Annotated in this window: 25 protein-coding genes; 11 read left to right on the forward strand and 14 right to left on the reverse strand. The window is 50.6% G+C overall.

What is annotated here, in order from left to right:
* Both GCE9029_RS21970 and gpmM read right to left on the reverse strand, forming a co-directional pair.
* Positions 1-1,164 (reverse strand): peptidoglycan DD-metalloendopeptidase family protein, encoded by a 1,164-nt coding sequence (locus GCE9029_RS21970; protein WP_062667122.1) that lies wholly within the window; start codon positions 1,162-1,164, stop codon positions 1-3.
* A 189-nt stretch (positions 1,165-1,353) separates the two neighbouring features.
* Positions 1,354-2,892, reverse strand: coding sequence for a 2,3-bisphosphoglycerate-independent phosphoglycerate mutase (gene gpmM / locus GCE9029_RS21975; protein WP_062666946.1), 1,539 nt, complete (start codon positions 2,890-2,892; stop codon positions 1,354-1,356).
* A 448-nt stretch (positions 2,893-3,340) separates the two neighbouring features.
* Here gpmM and GCE9029_RS21980 point away from each other — a divergent pair, with 448 nt between their 5' ends.
* The 4 genes from GCE9029_RS21980 to cysE all read left to right on the forward strand — a co-directional run bounded on the left by GCE9029_RS21980 (position 3,341) and on the right by cysE (position 6,468).
* Positions 3,341-3,781 carry a rhodanese-like domain-containing protein gene (locus GCE9029_RS21980; protein ID WP_062666947.1) on the forward strand — a complete coding sequence of 147 codons (441 nt, stop codon included), beginning with the start codon at positions 3,341-3,343 and terminating at the stop codon, positions 3,779-3,781.
* Positions 3,782-3,881: 100 nt separating this feature from the next.
* On the forward strand, positions 3,882-4,355 hold the full coding sequence (secB, locus tag GCE9029_RS21985; protein ID WP_002535289.1) for a protein-export chaperone SecB: 474 nt from the start codon (positions 3,882-3,884) through the stop codon (positions 4,353-4,355).
* Between the two features lie 21 nt (positions 4,356-4,376).
* A complete protein-coding gene (gene gpsA, locus GCE9029_RS21990) occupies positions 4,377-5,393 on the forward strand; it encodes an NAD(P)H-dependent glycerol-3-phosphate dehydrogenase (protein WP_062666948.1) in 1,017 nt (338 codons plus the stop codon).
* A 229-nt stretch (positions 5,394-5,622) separates the two neighbouring features.
* A complete protein-coding gene (cysE, locus tag GCE9029_RS21995) occupies positions 5,623-6,468 on the forward strand; it encodes a serine O-acetyltransferase (RefSeq protein ID WP_062667124.1) in 846 nt (281 codons plus the stop codon).
* 81 nt (positions 6,469-6,549) lie between these two features.
* Here the strand turns inward: cysE and pfkA are convergent, their stop codons facing one another.
* The 3 genes from pfkA to GCE9029_RS22010 form a co-directional block, all read right to left on the reverse strand.
* Positions 6,550-7,512 (reverse strand): 6-phosphofructokinase, encoded by a 963-nt coding sequence (pfkA, locus tag GCE9029_RS22000; protein ID WP_062666949.1) that lies wholly within the window; start codon positions 7,510-7,512, stop codon positions 6,550-6,552.
* A gap of 259 nt (positions 7,513-7,771) precedes the next feature.
* The gene (fieF, locus tag GCE9029_RS22005) at positions 7,772-8,668 is read right to left on the reverse strand and encodes a CDF family cation-efflux transporter FieF (RefSeq protein WP_062666952.1); all 897 of its coding nucleotides are present in this window, start codon (positions 8,666-8,668) and stop codon (positions 7,772-7,774) included.
* 150 nt (positions 8,669-8,818) lie between these two features.
* Positions 8,819-9,301, reverse strand: coding sequence for a CpxP family protein (locus GCE9029_RS22010; RefSeq protein ID WP_062666953.1), 483 nt, complete (start codon positions 9,299-9,301; stop codon positions 8,819-8,821).
* A gap of 179 nt (positions 9,302-9,480) precedes the next feature.
* Here GCE9029_RS22010 and GCE9029_RS22015 point away from each other — a divergent pair, with 179 nt between their 5' ends.
* The 3 genes from GCE9029_RS22015 to GCE9029_RS22025 all read left to right on the forward strand — a co-directional run bounded on the left by GCE9029_RS22015 (position 9,481) and on the right by GCE9029_RS22025 (position 13,353).
* Positions 9,481-10,176 (forward strand): response regulator, encoded by a 696-nt coding sequence (locus GCE9029_RS22015; protein ID WP_062666955.1) that lies wholly within the window; start codon positions 9,481-9,483, stop codon positions 10,174-10,176.
* Entirely contained in the window at positions 10,176-11,546 is a 1,371-nt protein-coding gene (cpxA, locus tag GCE9029_RS22020) for an envelope stress sensor histidine kinase CpxA (protein ID WP_062666957.1), read from the forward strand. The genes GCE9029_RS22015 and cpxA overlap by 1 nt, the downstream gene beginning before the upstream one ends.
* A gap of 133 nt (positions 11,547-11,679) precedes the next feature.
* A complete protein-coding gene (locus tag GCE9029_RS22025) occupies positions 11,680-13,353 on the forward strand; it encodes a methyl-accepting chemotaxis protein (protein WP_231870182.1) in 1,674 nt (557 codons plus the stop codon).
* A gap of 50 nt (positions 13,354-13,403) precedes the next feature.
* Here the strand turns inward: GCE9029_RS22025 and GCE9029_RS22030 are convergent, their stop codons facing one another.
* Complete coding sequence (locus GCE9029_RS22030) at positions 13,404-13,868, reverse strand: tRNA (cytidine(34)-2'-O)-methyltransferase (RefSeq protein ID WP_062666959.1); 465 nt, start codon at positions 13,866-13,868, stop codon at positions 13,404-13,406.
* Positions 13,869-13,982: 114 nt separating this feature from the next.
* Positions 13,983-14,753, reverse strand: coding sequence for a triose-phosphate isomerase (gene tpiA / locus GCE9029_RS22035; RefSeq protein ID WP_002535276.1), 771 nt, complete (start codon positions 14,751-14,753; stop codon positions 13,983-13,985).
* A 280-nt stretch (positions 14,754-15,033) separates the two neighbouring features.
* Here tpiA and GCE9029_RS22040 point away from each other — a divergent pair, with 280 nt between their 5' ends.
* Complete coding sequence (locus GCE9029_RS22040) at positions 15,034-15,387, forward strand: 5-carboxymethyl-2-hydroxymuconate Delta-isomerase (protein ID WP_062666961.1); 354 nt, start codon at positions 15,034-15,036, stop codon at positions 15,385-15,387.
* Positions 15,388-15,448: 61 nt separating this feature from the next.
* Here GCE9029_RS22040 and GCE9029_RS22045 read toward each other — a convergent pair whose 3' ends face one another.
* The 3 genes from GCE9029_RS22045 to GCE9029_RS22055 all read right to left on the reverse strand — a co-directional run bounded on the left by GCE9029_RS22045 (position 15,449) and on the right by GCE9029_RS22055 (position 17,466).
* A complete protein-coding gene (locus tag GCE9029_RS22045; protein WP_062666963.1) occupies positions 15,449-15,787 on the reverse strand; it encodes a DUF3135 domain-containing protein in 339 nt (112 codons plus the stop codon).
* Positions 15,788-16,065: 278 nt separating this feature from the next.
* Entirely contained in the window at positions 16,066-16,809 is a 744-nt protein-coding gene (locus tag GCE9029_RS22050; RefSeq protein WP_062666965.1) for a ferredoxin--NADP reductase, read from the reverse strand.
* Positions 16,810-16,845: 36 nt separating this feature from the next.
* On the reverse strand, positions 16,846-17,466 hold the full coding sequence (locus GCE9029_RS22055; RefSeq protein ID WP_062666967.1) for a helix-turn-helix transcriptional regulator: 621 nt from the start codon (positions 17,464-17,466) through the stop codon (positions 16,846-16,848).
* A 302-nt stretch (positions 17,467-17,768) separates the two neighbouring features.
* On the opposite strand from GCE9029_RS22055, the gene GCE9029_RS22060 reads away from it, so the two are divergent.
* Together GCE9029_RS22060 and GCE9029_RS22065 are read left to right on the forward strand one after the other, a co-directional pair.
* Positions 17,769-18,797, forward strand: coding sequence for an HlyD family secretion protein (locus tag GCE9029_RS22060; protein WP_062666969.1), 1,029 nt, complete (start codon positions 17,769-17,771; stop codon positions 18,795-18,797).
* The gene (locus tag GCE9029_RS22065) at positions 18,781-20,325 is read left to right on the forward strand and encodes a DHA2 family efflux MFS transporter permease subunit (protein ID WP_062666971.1); all 1,545 of its coding nucleotides are present in this window, start codon (positions 18,781-18,783) and stop codon (positions 20,323-20,325) included. The genes GCE9029_RS22060 and GCE9029_RS22065 overlap by 17 nt, the downstream gene beginning before the upstream one ends.
* A 63-nt stretch (positions 20,326-20,388) precedes the next feature.
* On the opposite strand, the gene glpX is transcribed toward GCE9029_RS22065, so the two are convergent.
* Both glpX and glpK read right to left on the reverse strand, forming a co-directional pair.
* Positions 20,389-21,396 carry a class II fructose-bisphosphatase gene (gene glpX / locus GCE9029_RS22070; protein ID WP_062666973.1) on the reverse strand — a complete coding sequence of 336 codons (1,008 nt, stop codon included), beginning with the start codon at positions 21,394-21,396 and terminating at the stop codon, positions 20,389-20,391.
* Between the two features lie 161 nt (positions 21,397-21,557).
* Positions 21,558-23,063, reverse strand: coding sequence for a glycerol kinase GlpK (gene glpK, locus GCE9029_RS22075; protein WP_062666975.1), 1,506 nt, complete (start codon positions 23,061-23,063; stop codon positions 21,558-21,560).
* Between the two features lie 558 nt (positions 23,064-23,621).
* Between glpK and zapB the strand changes: the two genes are divergently transcribed.
* On the forward strand, positions 23,622-23,864 hold the full coding sequence (gene zapB, locus GCE9029_RS22085; protein WP_062666979.1) for a cell division protein ZapB: 243 nt from the start codon (positions 23,622-23,624) through the stop codon (positions 23,862-23,864).
* Between the two features lie 57 nt (positions 23,865-23,921).
* On the opposite strand, the gene rraA is transcribed toward zapB, so the two are convergent.
* Complete coding sequence (gene rraA, locus GCE9029_RS22090; RefSeq protein WP_002535263.1) at positions 23,922-24,407, reverse strand: ribonuclease E activity regulator RraA; 486 nt, start codon at positions 24,405-24,407, stop codon at positions 23,922-23,924.
* 155 nt (positions 24,408-24,562) lie between these two features.
* A complete protein-coding gene (locus GCE9029_RS22095) occupies positions 24,563-25,468 on the reverse strand; it encodes a 1,4-dihydroxy-2-naphthoate polyprenyltransferase (protein ID WP_062666981.1) in 906 nt (301 codons plus the stop codon).
* Positions 25,469-25,584 lie beyond the last annotated feature (116 nt).

Genomic DNA, 25,584 nt, shown 5'->3' on the forward strand with positions numbered 1-25,584 from the left:
TTACCGCGTCAGCCAGGGGCTGGGGTTGGTGGCGTTACCTTTGCGCCGGATTTCGAAATAAAGCGCCGAGGCATCCTGACCGCCACTGTTTCCGACAAGGGCAATCGGATCGCCAGCTTTAACGGTATCGCCGACATTGCGCAGCAAAGCCTGATTGTAACCGTAGAAGCTCATGTCTCCTTTGCCATGGTCGACCACCACCATCAAGCCATAACCGCGTAGCCAGTTTGAAAGCACCACAGTACCATCGTGGGCCGCTTTGACTTCACTGCCTTCTTTGGCGGCGATGACCATGCCATTCCAGCGCAGTTGTCCAGTTTGTGCCGTACCGTAGCGGTGCAAAATTCGCCCTTTCACTGGCCACTGCATCTTGCCTTTGTATTTGCCGAGGCCATCCATTTTGACTTTCGCTTGCTCGGCGGCAATGCGTGCTTGTTCAGCGGCACGTTCAAGCTCTACTTTCAAACGCTTCTCGTTATTACGAAGCTCAGCAAGATAACCCTTGTCACTGTTGATTTCACGGCGGATAGCGCCAGCCGTTTTTTTCTGTGCCTGCTGCTCTTTTTCCAGCTTAGCTTTATCAGCGGCAAGAGAGGCAATCAGCGTCTTCTGCTTTTCGGTTTGCTGTTGCAGGGCGCGGCGTTTTAGTTGTAGCTCGGTATCGGTAGCAGCGAGTTCGTTGATGGCATCTGTGCGAGCTTTGGAGAGTTTCTCTGCATATACCGTCATGCGATCCATGTCTGCGGAGTCTTCACCACTTAATAGCGCATTCAGTTGGCTGTGTTGGCCTTGTCGGTACTGGCTGTTTAAGAGCTCTTTCAAAAGCTCCATCTGGCCCAGCTTGAGCTGTTCAAGACGCTGACTCTCACGGTTTAATGTGGCGATATCTTTTTCGATAACGCTTAAATCAGCATTGGCATCACGCATCTGTGTTGCGATAGCGGCGATGGATTGCTCTTGTGATTTGAGATTGGATTGCAGCGCGTTGAGTTTTTTCGATTTGGAATTGAGCTGCTGTTCCTGACGGGAGATTTCACTTTTCATGCCAGAAAGCTGCTCGTCACTGGCGAGAGAAGCTGGGCTGGTAAGCAGGCACAACAAAACGCCAGCGCTTATGGCACTGACGCGCAACAATTTTAAATGGCGCAACGTTCTTCCCTTCATGGCAGGCAGTATATCAAGCCGATCTGGAGTTGGCATTACTCTGCCTGTCTCAGCATCGCAAGTTCAAGAATAAAATCGGTGAAGTTTACTTCCTCTATTTTAAGAGAAAATCAGGAAGTGAGTTGTCAGAACTGCATAAAAAAACGCGCTCCGAAGAGCGCGCTTTTCATCACTGAAAATGGTGGCTAATTATTTAGCAACGAACAGTGGTTTACCGGTCATGTCCGCTGGCGCTTCAACACCGGTCAGTGCCAGCATCGTTGGAGCCAGGTCAGACAGTTTACCGCCGTCAACCAGGTCGATGTCTTTGCTGCCCGCATAAATCAGTGGTACTGGCAGGTTAGTATGCGCAGTGTGGATACCACCGGTTGTTGGGTCAACCATCATTTCCGCGTTACCGTGGTCAGCAGTGATCAGCAATTGACCATCAACTTCTTTGATCGCTTCAACAACACGGCCAATGCAGTGGTCGATAGCTTCAACGGCTTTAACTGCAGCATCGTAAACGCCAGTGTGGCCAACCATGTCACAGTTCGGGTAGTTACAGATGATTTGGTCAAACTTACCGCTCTTGATCGCGTCAACCAGCTTGTTAGTCAGCTCTTCAGAGCTCATTTCTGGTTGCAGGTCGTAAGTTGCGACTTTCGGAGAAGCAACCAGTGCACGTTCTTCGCCTTCGAATACGGACTCAACACCGCCATTGAAGAAGAAAGTGACGTGCGCGTATTTTTCGGTTTCAGAAATACGCAGCTGGGTTTTGCCTTGCTTAGACAGCCACTCACCCAGAGTGTTAACCAGGTTTTCTGAAGGGTAAGCACATGCGGTGTCGATGTCTGCCGCATATTCTGTCAGCATCACGAAATCTGCCAGCGCAGCAACCTTGTTACGAGCGAAGCCGTCAAAACCAGGCATGAATGCGCGGGTGATTTGACGCGCGCGGTCAGCGCGGAAGTTCATGAAGATCACTGCGTCGCCGTCGTTGAAAGACGCAACAGTCTGGCCTTCAGTGCGGATTTCAGACGCTTGAACGAATTCATCGTTTTCGTCACGTGCGTAAGCGGCTTCCAGCGCTTCTACTGCAGAGCCGTAAGTGAACGCACCTTTAGCTTCAACCATCAGGTCATAAGCTTTTTCTACGCGATCCCAGTTGTTGTCACGGTCCATGGCGTAGTAACGACCTACGATAGATGCCGTACGGCCTTTACCAAGTTTCGCGAACAAGGCATCAAAGCGTTCCAGTGACGCTTTCGCGCTGCGAGGTGGGGTATCACGACCGTCCAGGAAGCAGTGCAGGTACACTTCCTCAGCACCACGCTGAACCGCCATTTCAACTGCCGCTGCAATGTGGTCTTCATGGCTGTGAACGCCGCCTGGAGACATCAGGCCCATGATGTGAACCGCTTTGCCTGCTTTCGCTGCTTTGTCGATAGCACCGGTCAGTACTGGGTTATCGAAAAACTCACCATCTTGGATAGCTTTGGTGATTTTAGTCAGATCTTGGTAAACGATGCGGCCTGCACCAATGTTGGTGTGGCCTACTTCTGAGTTACCCATTTGACCGTCTGGCAAACCAACATCCATACCTGATGCAGAGATCAGGGTGCTGGTGCCCGCCATCAAGCCATCAAGAACAGGTGTATTCGCGTTTGCAACTGCGTTGTCGCTGTTGTCTTCGCGGTAACCCCATCCGTCCAGAATAACGAGTGCCAAAGGCTTCTTAGCAGACATACGGTGTCCTCTTTATGTCGATTTCAATATTCGTGAATTAGCGTAACTTTACTACATTTTATTGGTTAAGCAGTAGGCAAACTTTTTCGCTAAATCTTCAACAAAAACTGTAATGGAGGGTGATGAGTCCCTATTTCACTGGCTTGACGCTGTGTCTTACCTTTTTCAGTGGGTCTCGAGAATGAAGCCAGCGGAATAAAATTTTGTAGTAAGTAAACAGATCAGTCGTTTAGCTATTGTTGGAGAACAATCGAATCAGCCGAAAAACGGCCAAAAATCACATTCTCCCTATTTGTTAGTTATTGAGGCGAATGTGATCGATTTCAAGCTTTTTGATCCTGTTGTCAGTGAGTGGGGGCATGGAAATCCAAGCCCATGCTGTATTTGCACAGTTTGAAGGTTATACTCGGGTTCGATTTTTTGTGCCGACACTTAGTAGAAGCGAGCCATGCAGCAGTTTATTGAATTTGTACAAGCCAACTTGATCTTGTCCCTAGTGTGGGTGGGTCTGGTTGTTGCGCTGATCCTGTCAGTCATCAAACAGAAAACCGCACTTTATAAAATCATCACGCCAAGCGATGCGACCATTCTGGTTAACCGTGAAAAGGGTGTGTTTGTTGACGTTCGTAGCCGCGATGAGTACCGCGCGGGCCATATTGCGGGCGCACTTCACGTTTTGGCGAAAGACATCAAAGCGAACAACGCCGCTGAGATTGAAAAACACAAGTCTGACCCAATTATCTTGGTGTGTAAGACTGGGCAAACAGCAATTGAAAGTGCCAACGCACTGGCAAAAGCAGGTTTCGAGAACGTGAACGTTCTGAAAGATGGCCTGATCTCGTGGAATGAGGCGAATCTGCCACTGATCCGCAGCAAGAAGAAAAAGTAACCACGCAACAGGTTCACTATTCTGAAGGCAGCTCAGTGAGCTGCCTGAATCGTTTTAAAATGCGTGAAAGCATTTGTTTAAATAACAAGGATTTATCACTATGGCTGAAGCAGCAACCAACCCACAAGCGCAACAGAACTTCGCGATTCAACGCATCTTCCTGAAAGATGTTTCTTTCGAAGCGCCTAACTCTCCAGAAGTGTTTCAGCAAGAGTGGAACCCAGATGTAAACCTGGACCTGGATACCCAAAGCCGTGAGCTGGGTGAAGGTGTTTACGAAGTGGTTCTGCGCCTGACTGTAACCGTGAAAAACGGCGACGAGAACGCATTCCTGTGTGAAGTTCAGCAAGGTGGTATCTTCTCTGTAGACGGTATGGAAGCCCCTCAACTGGCACACTGCCTGGGTGCATTCTGCCCGAACATTCTGTTCCCATATGCGCGTGAAACTATCTCTAGCTTGGTAGTGAAAGGTACCTTCCCACAACTGAACCTGGCGCCGGTTAACTTCGACGCACTGTTCATGAACTACCTGCAAAGCCAACAAGCGCAAGAAAAAGACGGCGCTGACGCGTAATAGTAATTTTAAGGTCGACACATGACAGATATCGCCAACGCCAATGTGGCAATGACCGTTCTGGGCGCAGGCTCTTACGGTACGTCTCTCGCAATCTCACTGGCCCGAAACGGCGCCAATGTGGTGCTGTGGGGGCATGAGCCTGAGCATATGGCGCAGCTCGAAATTGATCGCTCAAACGAAGCGTTTCTGCCGGGTGTCGCATTTCCTGACTCACTGATCCTGAGCGCAGATCTTGAAGAAGCGATTCAGGCCACTCAGGACATTCTGGTGGTGGTGCCAAGCCATGTGTTTGGTTTGGTACTGGCACAGGTGAAACCTTTCCTTCGTGATGACCAGCGTATTTGCTGGGCGACCAAAGGCCTTGAGCCAGAAACCGGTCGCCTTTTGCAAGACGTTGCGCGCGAGCAATTGGGTGAGGACATACCGCTGGCGGTGTTGTCTGGCCCAACGTTTGCGAAAGAATTGGCTGCGGGCTTACCGACCGCCATTTCTGTTGCTTCACCAAACACTGAGTTTCTGGCTGAGCTCCAGGATAAAGTGCATTGTGCGCGCTCTTTCCGCGTTTACGCCAACAGCGACTTTATCGGTATGCAGCTTGGTGGCGCAGTGAAAAACGTCATTGCGATTGGCGCGGGGATGTCGGACGGTATTGGTTTTGGTGCTAACGCACGAACGGCGCTCATTACCCGTGGTTTGGCAGAGCTGACGCGTTTAGGCGTGGCACTCGGCGCAGAGCGCGAGACATTCATGGGTATGGCGGGTTTGGGCGATCTGGTACTGACCTGTACCGACAACCAATCCCGTAACCGCCGTTTTGGTCTGGCACTGGGTCAAGGTAAAGGCGTTGATGAAGCGCAGGATGAAATTGGTCAGGTGGTCGAAGGCTATCGTAATACCAAAGAAGTTCGTGCGCTGGCAAAGCGGACTGGTGTTGAAATGCCGATTGTTGAGCAGATTTTCCAGGTGCTGTATGAAGGTAAAGATGCCCGACAGGCAGCGCAGGATTTGTTAGCACGTCAACGCACCTCTGAATGATTCTTCCGTTCAGTCGGGTCTAAGAAAACGCGGGGCTAAGGTCTCGCGTTTTTATTTTTGCGACAAACAGCAAGGAGAAGGTCAACCGAGCTGACAGACTGATTGGTAGTGTTGGGTTGTTTGACGTTCTATGTCACACTTAGGTCAATGTTTCGCCGAAATACCTCACGGAGAAAGAGGTGACGCAGAAACGCAAAGCAATGTTATGACAGCAGATATGGGTAAAAAGATGCAAAGGATGTGCGGTGAAGGCCGCGATAAAAAATGCCAGCAGGAAAAAGTCTGGAAGGCCATCAAGCTTGAGGCAAAAGAGCACTCAGAGCGTGAACCTATGCTCGCGAGTTTCTTCCACGCCACCATCATTAAGCATGACTCACTCGGCGGTGCGCTGAGCTATATTCTTGCCAACAAGCTCGCCACGCCTAGCATGCCTGCAATGGCTGTGCGTGAGGTTATCGAAGAGGCATATGCCGGTGACAAGCGTATTGTTGAATCAGCAGCCTGCGATATTTGTGCGACGGTAGAGCGCGACCCTGCGGTTGAGCTTTATTCTACGCCATTGCTTTACCTAAAAGGCTTTCATGCACTGCAAGGGTTTCGCGTGGCTAACTGGCTGTGGCATCAAGGCCGCCGTGAATTAGCTGTGTACCTGCAAAACCAGATTTCTGTGGCGTGTCAGGTGGATGTTCACCCGGCTGCGCGCATTGGCCGCGGTATCATGTTTGACCATGCAACGGGTATCGTTGTCGGTGAGACAGCTGTGATTGAAGACGATGTCTCCATCCTTCAGGACGTGACCTTAGGCGGTACCGGTAAAGAGTCCGGCGACCGTCATCCGAAAATACGCACAGGTGTCATGATTGGTGCCGGGGCAAAAATCCTTGGCAACATTGAAGTGGGCGAGGGAGCCAAAGTGGCAGCATGCTCAGTGGTGCTTATTCATGTGCCGCCGCATACCACGGCAGCGGGCGTACCAGCCAAGATTGTTGGTGCACCAAGCAGCGATAAGCCTTCGTTCGACATGGATCAGAAGTTCAAATGCGGACAGAGTTTTAATGAAGGCGACGGCATTTAAGCCTTAAGCTTTAACGCTACTCTGATAACAGATACAAAAACGGAGCCATTTGGCTCCGTTTCTTTTTCGACAACCGCTGGATTAGAACAGCTTGGTTGCTACGTCGTACAGATCCTGACGGAATGGACGGCGCATGTTGTCGATAGCATCGATGATGTCGTGGTGAACCAGCTCTTCACGCTGAATACCCACGCAACGGCCACCTTCGCCCTGCATCAGCAGGTCAACCGCGTAAGCACCCATGCGGGACGCCAAGATACGGTCGAAAGCACGTGGCTGACCGCCACGCTGGATGTGGCCCAGGATGGTCGCACGGGTTTCACGGCCGGTTTCTGACTCAATGTAAGCTGCCAGCTCGTTAGTGTCCGTCATCAGCTCAGTAATCGCGATGATAGCGTGCTTCTTACCCTTGTAGATACCTTCTTTGATCTTGGCAACCAGTTGCTCTTTATCCAGACCAATTTCAGGAGTGATCAGGTACTCACAGCCACCTGCAATCGACGCAGCCAGAGTCAGATCGCCACAGTGGCGGCCCATCACTTCAACGATAGAAATACGCTGGTGAGAGGAAGACGTGTCACGCAGACGGTCAATTGCTTCAACAACGGTGTTCAGTGCAGTCAGGTAACCAATGGTGTAGTCAGTACCTGGAATATCGTTGTCGATAGTGCCCGGCAGACCGATACATGGGAAGCCCATTTCAGTCAGCTTCTTTGCACCCATGTAAGAACCGTCACCGCCGATCACAACCAGTGCGTCAATGCCGTGCATCTTCATGTTCTGGATTGCCTGCTCACGCACCTTCTCGTCTTTGAACTCAGGGAAGCGTGCAGAACCCAGGAAAGTACCGCCTTTGTTGATAATGTCTGAAACGCTGGTGCGGTTCAGTTTCTCGATGCGATTCTGATGCAGACCCTGATAGCCGTCGTAAATACCGTAAACTTCCAGACCTTCGCTCAGTGCGGCGCGAACAACGCCACGAATCGCTGCATTCATACCCGGGGCGTCACCGCCACTGGTCAAAACACCAATTTTACTAACCATGGTTACCCTCTGACTTTGGGAATTGAAATTTCAAATCCATTTACCGCATGTCGAAACTGCCATCCCACCCCAGCTTTCCGGTGAAAGTCTTAGCAGGTAACGCGGGTTTGCCCCAACACACGAGACGTGCCAGTTTAGCTTGCTGACCTCGCCTTTGAAACTGTAACTTTCCTACTTATGAAAGACTATTACAATTTTGCTAACGTTTTTCGTTGATAAATATCAGTAACCGTTGCAAATATTCGTGCGCTGGCGTGTATTAAATTTGTTCACGCGGTGATTTTCCTACGATTGAGACCGGATCCTGGTGAATCAGTATGTCTGCGCCCGGGTAGGCCACCTCCAGGCGGTCTTCCACGGCGTCGGCAATTCGGTGTGCATCAACCAGTTTGAGGTTGTCATCCAGCTCCAGGTGAAGCTGGATAAAGCGCGTCGCACCTGCCTGACGCGTACGCAAATCGTGTACACCTTCCACGCCCGGCACTGTCGATGCCAAAGTGTAAATCTTCTCCTGGTCTGCTACAGGAAGCTGGTGGTCAAGCAGTGACTGCACGGCTTCATACGCCATTTTGAAAGCACTGACCAGAATGAAAATACCGATACCAATGGCGAAAATTGCATCTGCCATCGGGAAGCCATACCAAGCCAACCCAAGCGCAACGATAATGGCAATGTTCATGAAAAGGTCAGACTGATAATGCAGGGAGTCCGCTGCTATCGCCTGACTGCCTGTCTTGCGAACCACCCATTTCTGGAACAGCACCAACCCACCAGTAATAAGCGTCGCGATCGCACTGATGAGCACTCCGGCTTCTGGGTGATGCAACTCGGTGGGCTTAAACAGACGCTCAACGCCATTGAGCAGCAGGAAACAGGCTGAGCCAACAATAAATGCTGATTGGGCGAGGGCGGCGAGAGACTCGGCTTTGCCATGTCCGAACCTGTGTTCCTCATCGGCAGGTTGCAGTGCATAACGCACCACCACCAGGTTGGTGACTGAGGCAAGAAGGTCAATCAAGGAGTCGACTAAGGATGCCAGCAAGCTGACTGAACCTGTGTACCACCAAGTGAAAAGCTTCATCAGAAGGAGGAAAGTGGCGGTAATGGTCGCTGCCCAGGCAGCGGCCTGAACGAGTCGGGCGTATCTTTCGGTCATGAGCACTATCAGCGTGATTTAAGTATGTGCAGTATAACGCTTTTTTAAAATGAATTAACGCATTGCTCTGTTGCTCAATAGCATCGCCCTGAAACGCCGAATGCCGGCAAGTGCCGGCATTCAGGGGAACCTATTGGTGTGAAAGGGCAATTAGCCGCGTTTCTCCATGCGTTTTTGCATGCGCTCAGCCATTTTGTCCATATTTTCTTTTACCTGAACTTTTTGCTCAGGGGTCAGAATGGTCATCATTTCGTGCTGGCCTTTCATCATGGCTACACGGCGCTCAACCTGTTGGTCGACCATCTTCTCTGCCAGTGCACGCACCGCAGCTTCGTCGAAATTATCTGCCAGCATCAGCGCTTGCATTTGTTGGCGGTCAGCCATCATCTGAGTGCGGAATTCGCCCTTGCTCGCCTTCATGTCTTCGCGTTTTTGTTCACGCAGTGTTTTGAGTTCTGCTTTTTGCTCGTCGGTTAGGTCTACGCCACGCAGAAGGTGTTTACCCATCATGCCCTTACCGCCGTGCATACCTTCACCATCGTGATGTTTGCCGCCAAATGCCATGGCAGACATTGAGCCCATCATCAGAGGCAGGGCGATAACAGTTGCAGCAATACGTTTTGAAAATTTCATGGTGTTCTCTCCGGTTTTTGTTGTGTCGCTTGATGGGAGTAACTTTACCCACTGGGATGTAAACCGGTGTTCTGCCTACGTAAAGCAATGTAAAGGCGGGTAAACCTAAGACTTACACATGGAATCAGTTCAGGGATTGGCGGATACTAGCTTTAATGAAATCGTATTAGGCGCACACCATGGCAAACATTCTTCTTATTGATGACGACACAGAACTGACCAGCCTGCTTCACGACTTGCTGGAGCTTGAAGGCTATCAGGTGGACATCGCCAATAACGGTCAGGAAGGTCTGGATAAGATCAGTGAAAGCACCGATTTGGTGCTGTTGGATGTGATGATGCCGGTATTGAACGGAATGGAAACCTTGCGCCGTCTTCGTGATACCTGGGAAACTCCGGTATTAATGCTGACCGCTAAAGGTGAAGAGATTGACCGCGTGATGGGGTTGGAACTCGGCGCGGATGACTACCTGCCCAAACCGTTCTCTGATCGTGAGTTGCTTGCACGCATGCGCGCTATCCTCCGTCGCACTGCGAAAAACGGTGATGAAAAGCGCGCAGATGACCCACAGGACAAGCTGGAATATCAGGATATCGTGATTTATCCGGGTAAGATGGAAGTGTACTGCCAGTCTCAGTTAATTGAGATGACAGGGACAGAAACGGCCTTGCTGGCTTACTTGGTTAAGCAGCCGGGCAATGTCGTGGCCAAAGCTGATATCAGCCTGAATGTGCTTGGAAAGCGTCTTGCCCCGTTTGATCGCGCCATCGACATGCATATCTCCAACATCCGGAAAAAATTGCCTGAGCGTGAAGACGGTAAGCCCCGCATAAAAACTTTGCGTGGCCGTGGTTATTTGCTGGTGGAGGCGTAATGAAGCTGCCGACCATTAAAAGTCTTTATGGCCGTATCTTTGCCATTTTCTGGCTAACGCTTTTGTTGGTATTGATTGCAGTATTGGCCGCACAAAACAGCGACCCACGCCAGCAACATACCTTGCCGACAGCGGTGAAAGCTGAGTTTGCACAGCTGTCAGAAAAAGTATCAGCTGAGGTGTCCCGTATGCATGGGACACTGAAACAAAAGCTGATCAGGCTGCAAAAGAAACAACCAGACCGCAAGCCCGTGAAGTTTTACTTCACCACTCTTGATGGCGAATTGTTGGAAAGAGGACATCATGGCAGCAGCCGGATGTTGAAGAATTTCACGTCGCTGGCTGATGACCCGGAAGACCCGATGCAACGCCTCTATGGCCGTTGGATGCTGGCTGGTCCTTTTTTGATTGATGATGGTAGCGAACAGGCGTTGATGTATGTCGGTAAACTTTGGCGAGAGAAGCCGCCATTTTACGTGCAAATTCTCGACAGGCCATTTCAGCTTCTTCTGGTAACCATGGTGGTGAGTACACCTTTGTTGCTTTGGTTGGCATGGGCGGTGACACGTCCGGCACGTCGCTTACAGGCAGCGGCAGAGCGTGTAGGAGAAGGGCGTTTTGAAACTGATCCCTCTTTGGAAAAAGGGCCGCGTGAGTTCGTGCAGGCCGGTGCCAGCTTTAATCAGATGGTGACAGCTCTGAATCAAATGATCAGCGGTCAACAGCGATTGCTATCGGACATATCCCATGAGCTTCGATCTCCTCTGACCCGACTGCGAATGGCCAATGCACTGGCCATTCGAAAGCAGGGCGAAAGCCCTGATTTAACTCGTATTGATACCGAAGCTGAACGTATGGAGCAGATGATCGCTGATTTGCTCTCTCTTTCCCGTATGCAGCTCAACAGCCATGCTGAACGGGAAGAGTTTACCCTTACTGAGCTTTGGGAAACCTTGCTGCAGGACGCTGAATTTGAGGCAGGGGAGAGTGGAAAAACGCTGGTGTATAACACGATCCCTGAGGCAAAAATTGAAGGTAATGGAAACCTATTGTGCAGCGCACTGGAAAATGTGGTGCGCAATGCCATCAAGTACGCGGATGCCAAAGTGGATGTGGTGTTTTCACTCTCGGGCCGTGAGTTGACGGTAAAGGTCAGTGATGACGGTGAAGGCGTACCGGAAGAAATGTTAGATGACATTTTCCGCCCGTTTTACCGGGTCTCGACGGCGCGAGACAGGCAAAGCGGCGGCACTGGATTGGGGCTTGCAATCACTGACAGTGCAATGCGTCAGCATAATGGCAGTGCTAAAGCGACGCTGAACAGCCTAGGTGGTTTAACCGTTCACCTGACACTGAAGACGTTAAGCTGATAATTTAGTCAGCAAAATTTACGATAAACCTCTCATATTTGAAACACTTTGCTAACCTTATTGATAAGTTTGATGGAGAGAGGTTGCCTCTCTCCCTACCTATGTAGTTGAAGGCTTAGCGGAGAGGCTACTCATGTCAGCAAAGAAAATGACGATTAAACAGCGTCTGACTATGTTCGTCGCTTTAGTATGTGGAATACAAATTCTTGTTGGAGCGTTTGTCTTCTATAAGTTGGCTTACATCGAAAGCCATGTTCAAGGTGTCGCTCACCGCGATATTCCCGTTCTAGAATCCCTCAGTAAAGCAACCGAGCATCAAGTCGAGCAACGTGTTCACTACAACAAAGCCTTCCGCTATGCGCTAGAAATCGGCAAAGAGCCGAACGCTCAGGAAAACTACGACAAAGAAAAAGCCTATTTTTATGATTTAGGAACGAAAGTCGGAGAAGACCTGACCAAAATAAAAGCGCTTTTTTCTGATGGTATGGCAAACGGCACCGCTGAAGAAATTGCCGCATTTGGAGCGGCGAACGAGAAAGTGAGCGCTGTTGAGGCACTACACGGCAAGTGGACCGTGCATGTTGATGAAGTCTTTACTGAACTGGACGGCGGTCATTTTCACGAAGCTGAATTGTTGGATCAGGTAGTGGGCGATGAAGCTGAAAAAATCACGAAATCAGTAGATGGCTTGCTAAGCGATTTGGGAAAATTTACTGAAAACGCTGTGCTCGATATTGAAGAAAAAGCGATCATTCTGGAAATGACGGTTATTGGTTCGGTGATTGTGGCGTTATTGGTGGCTATCACTATTGCTAAGATCATTCTTAACCGCATCTATGAAGGTTTAAGCAAAGTGTCGGCGGCGCTGAAAGTGCAGGCAGACGGGGACTTCAGCAAGCCAACCATTTCGGACGAGCCGGGTATTATCGGGGAGCTGCAGAAAAACCTCGAAGGTACCCGCCAAAGCACAAACAGTATGATTGCCAAAGTGGCACAGGAAGTGTCAGAGGCCGTGCATTTACTCAATGAATCGGCGCAGGCTGTGAAGCACAATTCAGACGCGCAAAGTGGAGAAATCATGCAGGTCGCGACTGCCGTTAACGAGATGTCGGCGACAGCACAGGAAATTGCCAATAACGCCACCCAAACCCAGCACGCCACCGAAGAAGCCTCGAGCAAATCGTCTGAGTGTATGCGCATCAATGATGAAGCGGTGAGTCAGACACAACAACTGATTGAAAGTCTGACCCAAAGCAGTGCGGCGCTGACAGAGCTGGAAAAAAACAGCGCCAACATCACCTCTGTATTAGATGTGATTAAGGGGATTGCCGAACAAACCAACTTGCTTGCACTGAACGCAGCCATTGAAGCGGCGCGCGCCGGTGAACAGGGTCGTGGTTTTGCCGTGGTCGCGGATGAAGTACGAAGCCTTGCACAGCGTACCCATGATTCGACCTCAGAGATTGAAACCATGATTGCCCAGCTGACCAGTGTCACCAAAGACGCAGTGGACACCATGCAGCAAAGCTGTGAAATGGGTGATAAGACCATCGCGCTGTCTAATCAATCCGCAGACTTCCTCAACCAGTCCAGCCAAGCGACGTCGACGGTAACGGACATGAATTTGCAAGTCGCCAGTGCTGCGGAAGAGCAAAGCGGTGTGGTGGAAGAGGTTAACGTGAACGTTAACAAGATTAGCGAAATGGCGGAAGAGAGTGCCCATCAGGTCGCGAACTTGGTCAATGCCACAGACAAGCTAAATGTGATTGCGAAAAACCTTAGAAGCTCGGTGGGGATGGCTTCCTGACGCAACGAAAGCACGAAATGAAAAAGCAGGCCAAGGCCTGCTTTTCTTTTTTAGAGTCCGCCTTCAAAGCCAAGCTGGCGCCAGGCTTCATAGCAAATTACTGATACCGAGTTTGCCAGATTCAAGCTGCGGCTGTCCGGCACCATAGGAACGCGGATGCGGTGATCCGGTGTGAAGGCGTTGCGAACCTCATCGGGCAGGCCGCTGGTTTCCGAACCGAACAGAAACACGTCATCCGCTTGATAGCTGACATCAGAATGTGGGCGGCTGCCTTTCGTGGTGCAAGCAAAGATACGGCGATCACCCATCGCATCTAAGAAGGTCGCGTAGTCAGGATAACGGGTGACATTGGTCAGGTCGTGATAATCGAGCCCAGCACGGCGCAGTTTCTTCTCTTCGAAGTCAAAACCCAGTGGTTCAATCAAATGGAGTTTGCAGCCTGTGTTAGCCGCGAGACGGATGATGTTGCCGGTGTTCGGGGCAATCTGGGGTTCATGAAGCGCAATGTGAAACATGGAAGCAGGCTCGCCGTCAAAAGAAAAACGCAGTATAGCGGGCGAGAAAGGTCGGATAAAGAAACAAAAAAGGAGAAGCCTTGGCTTCTCCTTTCGGTTCAGAACGGGTCTGAATTACGCTTTTGCTGCCGCCGCTGCTTTTGCGATAGCTGCAAAGCTTTCTGCGTTCAGTGCTGCGCCACCAACCAGTGCACCGTCGATGTCTGGTTGTGCGAAGTACGCTTCTGCGTTCTCAGGCTTAACAGAACCGCCGTATTGGATAACAACGTTCTTCGCCACTTCTTCGCTCTTCGCTGCGATGTGTGCGCGGATTTCAGCGTGGATGCGTTGTGCATCTTCAGCAGTCGCAGCTTTACCGGTACCGATTGCCCAGATTGGCTCGTACGCGATAACAGCGCCGTTCAGTGCTTCAACACCTTGAGTGTTGATCACAGCGTCAAGTTGACGTGCACATACTGCAACAGTTTCGCCTGCTTCGTTTTGTGCTTCAGATTCACCGATACACAGAACAGGAACCAGACCGTGCTCTTTCAGGAATGCGAATTTCTTAGCAACGTACTCGTCAGACTCTGCGTGGTAATCACGACGCTCTGAGTGACCGATGATGATGTGAGTCGCACCGAAGTCTTTCAGCATTTCCGGAGAAATGTCGCCAGTGAACGCGCCGCTAGCGTTAACGTCAACGTTCTGAGAGCCCAGCAGGATTTTGCTTTCTGCTTTGCCCAGCAGTTGCTCTGCCAGATCCAGGTACATTACTGGTGGTGCAATCGCTACGTCTACACCTTCAACGCCAGCAAGTTGTGCGTCCAGACCTTTGATCAGATCTGCTACCATGGCTTTACTGCCGTTCAGTTTCCAGTTACCCATTACCAATGGACGGCGCATAGGGAATTCCTCCGTAATCCAATTATCGAAATTCAGTTTCGGGAACGATAACAGCACCGCTGTCAGCGTTTCCTGTCCAAAATCATAAATGCCATCGTTTGTACTCGTTTTGCGCGCAAATGTGAACCTTTGAGTAACAAAATTTCGTTATAAATTTTCGGATTAGCGCAAGCGAGTGAAAGACGGCGTGGTGTGATCTGAGGAGAATATTCTTCTCTTTAGTAACAATCGCCCGAAATGCTGCGGTAAAGTGGCTCATTATCGTAACAAGGAGTGAGTTATGCCCCATATTGTCATGGAGTACAGTGATCCGGTTTCAGAGCGGGTCAGCGTTGGCCAGCTCTTGGAAGATCTGCATCAGACTGCGATTGGTAGCGGTATTTTCGATGTCAGTGACGTTAAGTCACGAGCTTATGCCTGCCATGATTGGCTGGTTGCGGATAAGGATGATCAGGAAAACTTCATCCACGTCACCTTGTGGCTGTTGGACGGACGTGACGAAGAGCAAAAGCGAAACCTCAGCCATGCGTTTTTAGATGTGATGCAACAGCATGCGCCGGAAGTGGCAAGCTTATCAGTAGATGTCAGGGATATGGACAGACGCTGGTATGCGAAGGTAAAGCGCGACGCTTAGCTTAGTGCGTGATTGAAGGCAAAAAAGGGCGGCGGTGGCGAACCACCGCTCAAAAACTGAGTTAGCCTTCAATCGCAACGGTTGCTTCGTTACGTTTCGGGTGCAATGTAGTGACGGTTGCGCTTCGCTCAGTTAAAGCTTGTGGGTTATTGATGGCGGTTGAGAAGCGGTCAAATTGACGCATCAACTCTTTCATCAACAACGCATTCACGTGGTTTGGGTTTTTCCCTGACGCGATCACTCGGTTGATATGGCTCATCTGTGCACGCAGCTTTGGCTGCATACTTTCGCTGGCGCTCTCGATGATCTCTTCGCTCATTTCAATCCTCAGCGCTTCCAGTGCTTGCGGATCGTTTTCTGCTAACGCTTTTAATTCGTCAAATGAAGGCAACGTTTTCATGGCATTACTCCTCTGGCTGCGCATGACTTGCCTTAGACTATACGGTTAAAAAATGAGCGATCAATCACACTTGTGATTCATAAGTGAGACAATAACTGTTAATGGATTGGGTGTGTTTTGAGTCTGATACAGGTAATTGGTTGATTGCGCCCAAAAACACGATATACGGTATTTTCCAGTCTCAATAATAAGAATGAGTGTGAAAGTTTGTGATTTTTTCTTTGAGAGGGAAAAACGGACGTTTTCCCCTCAAAAGTAGGCAGGATAAGTAGTCAGTTTTACCAATATTGTTCGGTCGTGATGTTGCCAGGCTTGCGGCGCAGGTTCTTCTCTAACCCTTTTTCTATCAAAATGGCGCGAACATCTTTAACCATCTGTGGGTTACCGCAAAGCATTACCTGACTTTTCTCTTGGGCCATATTCAGCCCGACAACCCGCTCTAATAGACCATCTTCAAGCGCGTGTGTAATGCGTCCCGACAGTGCCCCAGCCTTAGGCTCACGGCTGACAAAAGGTTGTACGATGATTTGATCGCTGCGCTTTTGTTTGAGCTCGTTAATTTCTGCTTGATAGCTAAGATCAGCAGAAAAACGCACGGCATGTACCAACACCACTTTTCGAAAACGTTGCCAAACTTCGTCTTCTTGCAAAATAGACAAGAAGGGACCAATAGCGGTGCCGGTGGACAACATCCATAAGTCTTCCCCTTCAGGAATTTCTTCCAATGTGAAAAAGCCGCTGGCTTCTTGAGTGATCAAGACGGAATCGCCAGCTTCAAGTTCATGTAAGCGGGGAGAGAGCAAGCCATCCGCGACGCGGGTGGCGTAAATTTCAAGGTATTTGCTGCTGGGAGGATTAACGAAGGAGTAAGCGCGTTGAATAATTTTGCCGTCAATTTCCAAGCCGAGCTTAGTAAATTGCCCCGCGGTAAAGGGAGCCACATCGGCATCGAGGACGAGGCTGAACAGATCTTTACTCCAGCGACGATTTTCAATAACTTCCGCTTTGATCCAAGTAGCCATGCAACCCCCTCATTAAAATTTAGTTTTTTGTGCGCATTACTCTCGTGCTTGAACTTTGTATGTACAACGACGCTGCCCTTCAATAATGTGCTCTTCGCGCGTGACCTGATACTCGTCACCGAGTACGGATCGGAAGATATTTTTTTCTGATTTACACAATGCCGGGCAACGCTTGGCGGCCTGACAGATAGGACAGTGATTTTCGATTAACAAGAAACCGTCATCGATTTCCTGCAGCTCAGCCATGTAACCTTCGCTCTCTCTAAGATACGCCAAGGTTTCAAGTTTAGCCTTTAAATTGTGGCAATCTTTGAGCGCGTCGCGGTAATGCTGCAACGTTTTTTCTTCCCGTTGCTGAATCACTTTCTTAAGGCCGGCCTCGCCAAACAAAGACTCCACTGAGTCGATCACTGAAATGGCGAGATCGCCGTGGCTATCGGCAAAGCGGCGATGACCTTCTGCTGTCAGCGACCAATGGCGGGTTGGGCGGCCAACTTTGACGCGAATATCACTAAAATCCAACAGGCCTTCGTCTTCCATAGCCTGAAGGTGCTGGCGTATGCCCATGGTGGTTAAGCCCATTTCATCTGCCAACACTCGCGCACTCACGGCGCCTTCACGTTTTATCTTGTGCAGGATTTTATCGACTGTTTTCATCGCATCTTCGTCACTGATTTGGATACTTCATTATGCGGGGATGTAGGTAAATAAAGCAATGTCTTTACTAATTTAATGCTAATTCATTGGGGCAAGGGCCGCCATTTCAGTAACGGAAAATCAAACGGCGCTGCCCCATGTCGTCAAAGTGAGATGCACTGTCACATCCTTAAAAATCACACCTGAAAGTCAACTGATCGCATAAGGTGGCGGTACGAAGGTGTATTTCGCTGTCTAGACTCTCCCGATGTTTTAAGAATCAGGTTATCTGTTCTCAGCTTTTGGCGGTCGCAGGAGGTCGCATGACGGAGCAAAAAAAATTCCCCATTAGAAATCTCATCATTCTGGCTGGGGTTGCCGCGATACTGGTGATTGCCGCCTATTTCTATATTCGTCATCAAGAGCAGTATCCCAGCACTGACGATGCCTATGTGCATGGCCACATTCTTTACATCGCGCCCCAAATAAGCGGTCAACTGACGGAAGTGAATGTGGTTGATTTTGACCATGTGGACAAAGGGCAGGTGATTGCCCGCATTAATCCTGCGCCTTACCAAGCCAGAGTCGAGCAAGCTAAGGCTGCATACGAAAACGCAGTGGCCGCCAACAAAGCAACCAGTGATGCGATTGTTGGTGCGAGTGCGCAAATCCAATCTGCCTCCGCGCAACTGAATGACACCGAAGAGAAGTACCGACGCAATATGGCGCTGGTGGAACGTGGTGTGCTGCCAAAACAATCCGGTGATGATTTAAAAGCAGAACTGGCAGCGGCGAAAAACAACCTCGACGCCGCGCGGGCGAGAATGTCTCAGCTCATTAGTGAGCAGGGTGCATCTGGTACTGAAGCACCCGCGGTGCGGCAGGCGGCAGCTGCACTTTCAGAAGCGTCTTTAAATCTTTCCTACACCACAATTATTGCGCCGACTTCCGGCACGCTGGGGGATGTGAAAGTGCGTCCGGGCAGTGTGGTTGCGCCGGGACAGTCCTTAATGCCGATGATTGAGGATAATTCCCTCTGGGTGGAGGCCAATTACAAAGAAGATGCGCTGGGTTATATCCAACCTGATATGACGGCCACGATCGTGTTGGATATGTACTCTGATGTGACCTTCAAAGGCGTGGTGCAGGCGATTTCGCCGGCAAGTGGTACCTCTTTTTCCTTGTTGCCACCCGAAAATGCCACCGGTAACTGGGTGAAAGTGCCGCAACGATTTCCGGTGAGATTGACCATCACGAGAGAGGCTGACGAGCCGCCACTGAGGGTTGGGGCAAGTGCGACGGTAACCATTGATACCCTTGCGAAGGCGAAAGCCAATGACAGCCAACAGTGATGTTTCTCCGCAGCCGATGGAGGCTGGCAGTGCGAGGTTGATGGTCACTTTGGCGGTGATGCTCTCCGCCATCATGGTGTTGCTGGACATGACTATCGCCAATGTGTCGCTGCCGCATATGATGGGCGCGCTGGGTGTGACCTCTGAGCAGGTAACCTGGGTGCTGACTTCTTACTCGATGGCAGAGGCGATATGTATTCCCCTGGCGAGCTACCTCAGCCTGAAATTCGGTGTGCGTAAGCTGCTGTTGGTGTCTGTCGCGGGATTTATTACGACTTCTGCACTTTGTGGGCAGGCGGACACCCTGACTGAAATGATCATCTTTCGCATTATGCAGGGCGCATTTGGGGCCGCCGTCATCCCACTTTCTCAATCCATCATGGTGCAGATTTATCCCAAGGAAGAGCGCGGCAAAGCGATGGCGCTCTTTTCTGTCGGGGTTTTACTTGGCCCGATTCTTGGCCCCACGGTGGGCGGTCTTATCACCGAGAACATGGACTGGCGCTGGATTTTCTACGTAAATGTGCCTGTCGGAGCTTTGTGCCTGTCATTGCTGTACTTTTTTGTACACCTGGATGGTCGGGGTAAAACCACTGTCGATTGGCCCTTGGTGTTTGGTATGGCCATCGGTATTGGTCTGCTTCAGATGGTACTTGAGCGAGGAAATGAGGATGGCTGGTTCAGCTCGAACACTATTTTGTTCTCGATGGTGATTGCGGTGCTGGCGTGGGCATTCTTTCTTGTGCGATCGTTTCGTACCAAAGGCGAAATTGCCCCCATGTGGCTGTTGAAAGATCGAAATCTGCTGCTTTCGTGCATTGTCATGACGGGCTTTTCCATGGGTATGTTCGGTATCACCCAATTGCAGCCGATGATGCTTGAGCAACTGTTGAATTATCCGGTAGATACTACTGGCTTTGTGATGGCACCCAGAGGACTGGCCTCCGCCATTGTGCTGCTTTCTATTTCCCGGATTATCGACCGTTTGGATCCGCGAATGCTGATTGTTATTGGACTGGTTCTGAATGGTATCGGCAGCTTTATGATGATGCGCTACTCGCTGGATATCGATATTTATTGGGTGCTGCTGCCAAGCATCATTCAAGGCGCTGGAATGGGCTTGGTCTTTGCGCCACTGAGCCAACTGGCATACGCGACGCTCGCGCCAAATCATGCGGTAGGCGGGGCGGTGGTGTTTAATCTTTGCCGGACACTGGGTGGTTCATTCGGTATCTCTATCGTTAACACTTACTTCAGTCGCATCCAGCAAAAAGAATGGAACTCTCTAGGGGGAGGGATCACGCCCGAAAACCCGGTGGTTCAGCAATTTGCGGCAGCGCAGGGGCAGTCGGTCACTGATCCAGGGTTTATTGCGACGGTGACCAATATGCTTCACCAGCAATCAACGTTGCTCGCCTTCGTTTACACCTTCGGATTTATCATGGTGTCCTACTTCTTTTTGGTGCCTTTATTGGCGCTGTTCAAAAAAGGCGAGAAACGGGAAGGTGATTTGCCGGGCGGCCATTGAGTGCTCTGACCTATAAACAAAAAAGCACGCCTTGGCGTGCTTTTTTGTTGTCCATCTCTGCAATTACAGGATGTTTGCTTTCACTGCGTCGTCTTTACGATCCAGATAGTGGATAGACTTAATACGGCGGATAGTGCGGCACTTACCTCGGATCAGCAGGGTCTCAGTGGTCGCGATGTTGCCTTTGCGGGTGATGCCTTCCAGCAGATCGCCTTTGGTGATGCCCGTCGCGGAGAAAATCACGTTGTCGCTGCTCGCCATGTCTTCCATCTTCAGGCGGACATTGGTTTCGATGCCCATCTCTTTGCAGCGCTCGATTTCCAGTTCACCCATGCGGCGGTTTTCTTCGTTATCTTCTTTCACTTCATGGCGAGGAAGAAGACGGCCGTTCATGTCACCGCCCAGTGCGCGGATAACCGCAGCAGACACCACACCTTCCGGTGCGCCGCCGATGCCATACATCACATCTACTTCACTGTCTGGCATACAGGTCAGGATGGAAGCCGCTACATCGCCGTCAGGAATCGCGAAGACCTTGATGCCCATTTGCTGCATTTCGCGGATGGTGTCGTCGTGGCGTGGCTTCGCCAGCGTGGTGACAACCAACTCGTCCAGCGATTTACCCAGCGCCTTGGCAATGTTGATCAGGTTGTCGCGAAGCGGCAGTTCAATGTTGATGACGCCTTTGGCTTCAGGGCCAACCACCAGTTTTTCCATGTACATGTCTGGGGCTTTCAGGAAGGTGCCTTTCTCGCCTGCTGCCAATACAGCCAACGCGTTGGACTGACCCATTGCCGTCATACGGGTACCTTCGATTGGGTCAACCGCAATATCTACCGCGTCGCCACCCAGTCCCACTTTCTCACCGATGTAGAGCATTGGCGCTTCGTCGATTTCGCCTTCACCGATAACAATTTCACCTTCAATGTCGGTTTTGTTCAGCAAAACGCGCATCACTTCTACGGCAGCGCCATCAGCGGCATTTTTGTCACCGCGGCCAAGCCACTTGTAACCCGCCAGTGCTGCGCCTTCTGTGACGCGTGAAAAAGCCATCGCTAAATCGCGTTTCATCTTAACTCCAGAGAATTTAATACATGAAAGTGGGGCGTTGCCGACATCTTTGAGCGGCAACGAAAAATCTCGGCGCGGATTCTACCATAAGGAAAAAGGAAACGTTTGCGTTTTTGAGACGAAGGCGCGCCCCTCCGTTGGAAAGGCGCGTCAACAATAGGTTAGTGTTGCTCCCAGCCTTTGGCGCATTCCACGGCGCGCTGCCAGCCGCTATGGCGGCGCTCGCGTTTGCCGTCGTCTGCGCAAGGCGTAAACACGCGGTCAATCTGGGCTTTGTCTTTCAGTTCATCAATCGAGCCCCAGAAACCCACCGCGAGACCAGCGAGGTAGGCCGAACCAAGTGCGGTGACTTCCGTCACTTTCGGGCGCTGCACTTCAGTGTTCAAAACGTCAGACTGGAACTGCATCAGGAAGTTATTTGCTACCGCGCCACCATCGACTTTCAGAAAATCAAGTTTAATACCGGAATCTGCTTCCATCGCGGTCAGTACATCGAGAGACTGGTAGGCAACACTTTCCAGAGTCGCTCGGATGATGTGGTTGGAATTCACACCCCGCGTCAGGCCAACGATGGCACCACGCGCGTACGGGTCCCAATGTGGTGCACCCAAACCGGTAAAGGCGGGTACCACATAAACGCCATTGCTGGTGTCTACCTTAGTGGCGAAGTATTCAGAATCGCTGGCGTCGGTAATGAGCTTCATTTCATCACGTAGCCATTGGATGGATGCGCCGCCCATAAACACGGCACCTTCCAGCGCATAAGCCACTTCGCCTTTCGGCCCACAGGCCAACGTCGTCAGCAAACCATTGTGAGAGGTGACTTTCTCTTTGCCGGTGTTCATCAGAAGGAAACAGCCAGTGCCATAGGTATTTTTCGCCTGACCGGCTTCCACACACATCTGACCGAACAGGGCGGCTTGCTGATCCCCTGCGATCCCGGCGATCGGTACGCGGGTGCCGCCTTTGCCGCCGAGGTTAGCCTGACCATAGACTTCAGAAGAAGACTTCACTTCCGGCATCATGGAAAGCGGAATATCGAGCGCTTTGAGCAGGGTTTCGTCCCACTCGAGCGAGTTAATATTAAACAGCATGGTTCGGCTGGCGTTGGTGTAGTCAGTGACGTGGACGCGTCCTTGAGTCATCTTCCAAATCAGCCATGTATCGACAGTGCCGAACATCAGGTCGCCGTTTTTTGCGAGCTCATGCGCGCCATCGACATGGTCGAGAATCCATTTAATTTTGGTGCCGGAGAAATACGGGTCTACCACCAAACCAGTGTTGTCACGAATGTACTCTTCGTAGCCGTCGGCTTTAAGCTGCTCACAAATCGGTGCGGTGCGGCGGCATTGCCAGACAATGGCATTGTAAATCGGCTTTCCGGTGTGGCGGTTCCAGACGATGGTGGTCTCACGCTGGTTGGTAATACCAATAGCAGCGATCTCATCGGAGCGTATTCCCACTTTGCCCATGGCCTCTACCAGTGTTGAGGTCTGGGTGGCGAAGATTTCCAACGGGTCATGCTCAACCCAGCCGGACTCAGGGTAGATTTGGGTGAATTCGCGTTGGGCGACCGTCACGATATTGGCATCGTGGTCAAGGATAACGGCTCTTGAGCTGGTGGTTCCCTGATCGAGGGCGACAATATATTTCGGTTCGGTGCTCATGAAATCTCCTCGCTGTTTTCTTAAATCATAGCGTTTATCGTCCGGGACCATTACCGGAGCCTGGCATCATTACTTTATCGGCGAAACAGTTTTCGGAAAGTGGCGGGCAAGCAAAATGTGCGTTCGCTCATTGTTTGTTCGTTTGGTGAGCGTTTTCGCGCATTGGATGCTTAGAAATGAGAAAGAAGGCGGTGAGATTCCCAGAAAAGAAAAAGGCTGACAGCAAAGTGTCAGCCCGGCCGAGTTCGGCAAGTCTTGGAGTAATCCAAGAGAGATACGATCGCCATTACCCTAACACGGGTTTAGTGAATAGAAATTGCTTGCGATCGCATTTTTAGTCATTCTTGTGAGTGGCAGAGCATAATCATAAAGAATCAAAGGGTTAGGAATTCGCATAAATGGTGATTTTTTGTCCGCTTGTGACCGAAATTGGAAATCCGAAGGTGCGACACATGTCATGGGCAGTTAGAATAGCTCTTTGGGACGCACAAGGCGTGAAACCAGAGATGGCGAGCCTTGGCGAGAGAATTGATAAGTTGGAACACATAGGTGGCCTTGATGTCATTGGAAATTTTAGAGCAGCTTGAAGCCAAGGTTCAGATGGCAGTAGACACAATTTCTCTGCTGCAGATGGAAATCGAAGAACTGAAAGAGAAGAACGAAACACTGAGCACTGAATCAAACTCGATTCGTGAAGGCCGTGAAGCGCTGGAGCAGGAAAATGCTCGCCTGAAGGCTGATCACGAAGCATGGCAACAACGCATTCGCAGCCTGCTTGGTAAAATCGAAGAAGTCGAATAAGCCAAAACAAAAACAGAGCTTTAAGGCTCTGTTTTTCTCTCTGCAGGAAGCAGCGAATTACTCGATATCAATGGCTTCCTGAGAAAGGATAACGCCTGTGGTATCTGCATATAGGTGGTCTTCCGGCAAGAAAGTCACGCCACCGAAATTCACTGGCACATCCACTTCACCAATACTTTGGCTGTCTGCTCCCACCGGAATAGATGCCAGCGCCTGAATACCGATATCCAGCTCGTCAATGGTATCGACATCGCGTACACAACCATACACCACAATACCTTCCCAGTTGTTGTCAGCAGCCATGGCGGCAATGTCTGCATCAACCAATGCACGGCGCAGTGAGCCGCCACCGTCTACCAGCATCACACGGCCTTCGCCGTCCTGCTCGGCCACTTCACGAATCAGTCCATTGTCTTCAAAGCACTTGATGGTAGTTACCTGACCACCAAAAGAGCTGCGGCCACCGTATGAACTCATCATCGGTTCAAGAACATCAACCTGATCCAGGTACATGTCACACAGTTCGGAGGTATTGTATTCCATAGTCAGACTTCTCTTAGGCAATTGGAGCTGAATCGTTGTGGCGCCAAGATTGGGTTTCGCGTCACCCTCAGCAAAAAAGTATACGACAAGCTAAGGCTTTGCAATGACTCACGGCACAATTCATCAGGCCGTTTGTCATCACCTTTGTCACTGTATCAACTAATTAAGATGCCTGCCGCAAACAAGGCGTTAGTTAGCAGTGCGACTTTTACAATATCGCCCATCATCGGACGAAGGGTTTCGCCATCCGGCGATTGCCAAACGGCAATACCGTGTTTTGCTGCCAATGGCAGTGCTAACAGGAACAGCCAACCTGACCAACCCACAGGTTGAAGCAGTGAAAAGAGGGCAAAGCTCGCGAAAGCAGCAATGAGCAACACTTGATGATAGGCGCGGCTCCATCGTGGCCCCATTCGGACTACCAATGTGTGTTTGCCGCAGGCGCGGTCATTATCAATGTCGCGCAGATTGTTGATGTTCAGTACGCCGACGGCCAATAAACCACACGCCGTGGCAGGCAGCAGAACGACGGAATTTAACGTGCCTGCTTGCAAATAATAGGTACCAGCCACGCCGAGCCAGCCAAAGAAAATCAGTACCGACAGGTCGCCCAATCCTTTGTAGCCATAGGGTTTGTTCCCCACGGTGTAGCAAATAGCTGCGACAATCGCGAGCGCGCCAAGGCCGATAAAACTGAGGATGTCAGCAGTTTTGTCGAATGCCGTCAACACCAGTGCCCCGCCTACGACGATAGTCAGGACCACGTTTAGAATCATGGCCTTTTTCATCGTGGCTGGTGTAACAAGACCTTGCTGAATCGCACGTTTAGGACCAAGACGGTCATCATTATCTGTGCCTTTGATGGCATCACCGTAATCGTTGGCAAGGTTCGAGAGGATCTGCAGAAGCAGCGCGGTCACCAGTGCCAATACCGTGAGGGTGATGGAAAACTGCGAGGTCTGCGCTGCCACAGCACTGCCACACAGAATGCAGGCTATCGCCAGTGGCAGGGTTTTCGGACGGGCGGCGTCGAGCCAGGTTTTGAAAGTAGATGCGGACATATCGCCTTGGCATTGAATGATTTAAAGCAGGTCACATTATTGGTGTTTTTGTCGCAGTGGGCAATGCTAATCCCGGATGTGGTGTCTCCAGATACGAGAAAGGGCAGCGATATGCT

This window comes from Grimontia celer (assembly GCF_900055185.1).
In the GTDB taxonomy this organism is placed as follows: domain Bacteria; phylum Pseudomonadota; class Gammaproteobacteria; order Enterobacterales; family Vibrionaceae; genus Enterovibrio; species Enterovibrio celer.

Coding starts and splice junctions, on each gene's coding strand:
- GCE9029_RS21970 (WP_062667122.1), bottom strand. CDS start 1,164: ATGAAGGGAAGAACGTTGCGCCATTTAAAATTGTTGCGCGTCAGTGCC.
- tpiA (WP_002535276.1), bottom strand. CDS start 14,753: ATGCGCCGTCCATTGGTAATGGGTAACTGGAAACTGAACGGCAGTAAA.
- GCE9029_RS22030 (WP_062666959.1), bottom strand. CDS start 13,868: ATGTTTCACATTGCGCTTCATGAACCCCAGATTGCCCCGAACACCGGC.
- GCE9029_RS22010 (WP_062666953.1), bottom strand. CDS start 9,301: ATGAAATTTTCAAAACGTATTGCTGCAACTGTTATCGCCCTGCCTCTG.
- zapB (WP_062666979.1), top strand. CDS start 23,622: ATGTCATTGGAAATTTTAGAGCAGCTTGAAGCCAAGGTTCAGATGGCA.
- GCE9029_RS22065 (WP_062666971.1), top strand. CDS start 18,781: ATGACAGCCAACAGTGATGTTTCTCCGCAGCCGATGGAGGCTGGCAGT.
- GCE9029_RS22025 (WP_231870182.1), top strand. CDS start 11,680: ATGTCAGCAAAGAAAATGACGATTAAACAGCGTCTGACTATGTTCGTC.
- GCE9029_RS22045 (WP_062666963.1), bottom strand. CDS start 15,787: ATGAAAACGTTGCCTTCATTTGACGAATTAAAAGCGTTAGCAGAAAAC.
- GCE9029_RS22060 (WP_062666969.1), top strand. CDS start 17,769: ATGACGGAGCAAAAAAAATTCCCCATTAGAAATCTCATCATTCTGGCT.
- GCE9029_RS21980 (WP_062666947.1), top strand. CDS start 3,341: ATGCAGCAGTTTATTGAATTTGTACAAGCCAACTTGATCTTGTCCCTA.
- cysE (WP_062667124.1), top strand. CDS start 5,623: ATGCAAAGGATGTGCGGTGAAGGCCGCGATAAAAAATGCCAGCAGGAA.
- pfkA (WP_062666949.1), bottom strand. CDS start 7,512: ATGGTTAGTAAAATTGGTGTTTTGACCAGTGGCGGTGACGCCCCGGGT.
- rraA (WP_002535263.1), bottom strand. CDS start 24,407: ATGGAATACAATACCTCCGAACTGTGTGACATGTACCTGGATCAGGTT.
- cpxA (WP_062666957.1), top strand. CDS start 10,176: ATGAAGCTGCCGACCATTAAAAGTCTTTATGGCCGTATCTTTGCCATT.
- glpK (WP_062666975.1), bottom strand. CDS start 23,063: ATGAGCACCGAACCGAAATATATTGTCGCCCTCGATCAGGGAACCACC.
- GCE9029_RS22040 (WP_062666961.1), top strand. CDS start 15,034: ATGCCCCATATTGTCATGGAGTACAGTGATCCGGTTTCAGAGCGGGTC.
- secB (WP_002535289.1), top strand. CDS start 3,882: ATGGCTGAAGCAGCAACCAACCCACAAGCGCAACAGAACTTCGCGATT.
- GCE9029_RS22015 (WP_062666955.1), top strand. CDS start 9,481: ATGGCAAACATTCTTCTTATTGATGACGACACAGAACTGACCAGCCTG.
- glpX (WP_062666973.1), bottom strand. CDS start 21,396: ATGAAACGCGATTTAGCGATGGCTTTTTCACGCGTCACAGAAGGCGCA.
- gpsA (WP_062666948.1), top strand. CDS start 4,377: ATGACAGATATCGCCAACGCCAATGTGGCAATGACCGTTCTGGGCGCA.
- GCE9029_RS22050 (WP_062666965.1), bottom strand. CDS start 16,809: ATGGCTACTTGGATCAAAGCGGAAGTTATTGAAAATCGTCGCTGGAGT.
- fieF (WP_062666952.1), bottom strand. CDS start 8,668: ATGACCGAAAGATACGCCCGACTCGTTCAGGCCGCTGCCTGGGCAGCG.
- GCE9029_RS22055 (WP_062666967.1), bottom strand. CDS start 17,466: ATGAAAACAGTCGATAAAATCCTGCACAAGATAAAACGTGAAGGCGCC.
- GCE9029_RS22095 (WP_062666981.1), bottom strand. CDS start 25,468: ATGTCCGCATCTACTTTCAAAACCTGGCTCGACGCCGCCCGTCCGAAA.
- gpmM (WP_062666946.1), bottom strand. CDS start 2,892: ATGTCTGCTAAGAAGCCTTTGGCACTCGTTATTCTGGACGGATGGGGT.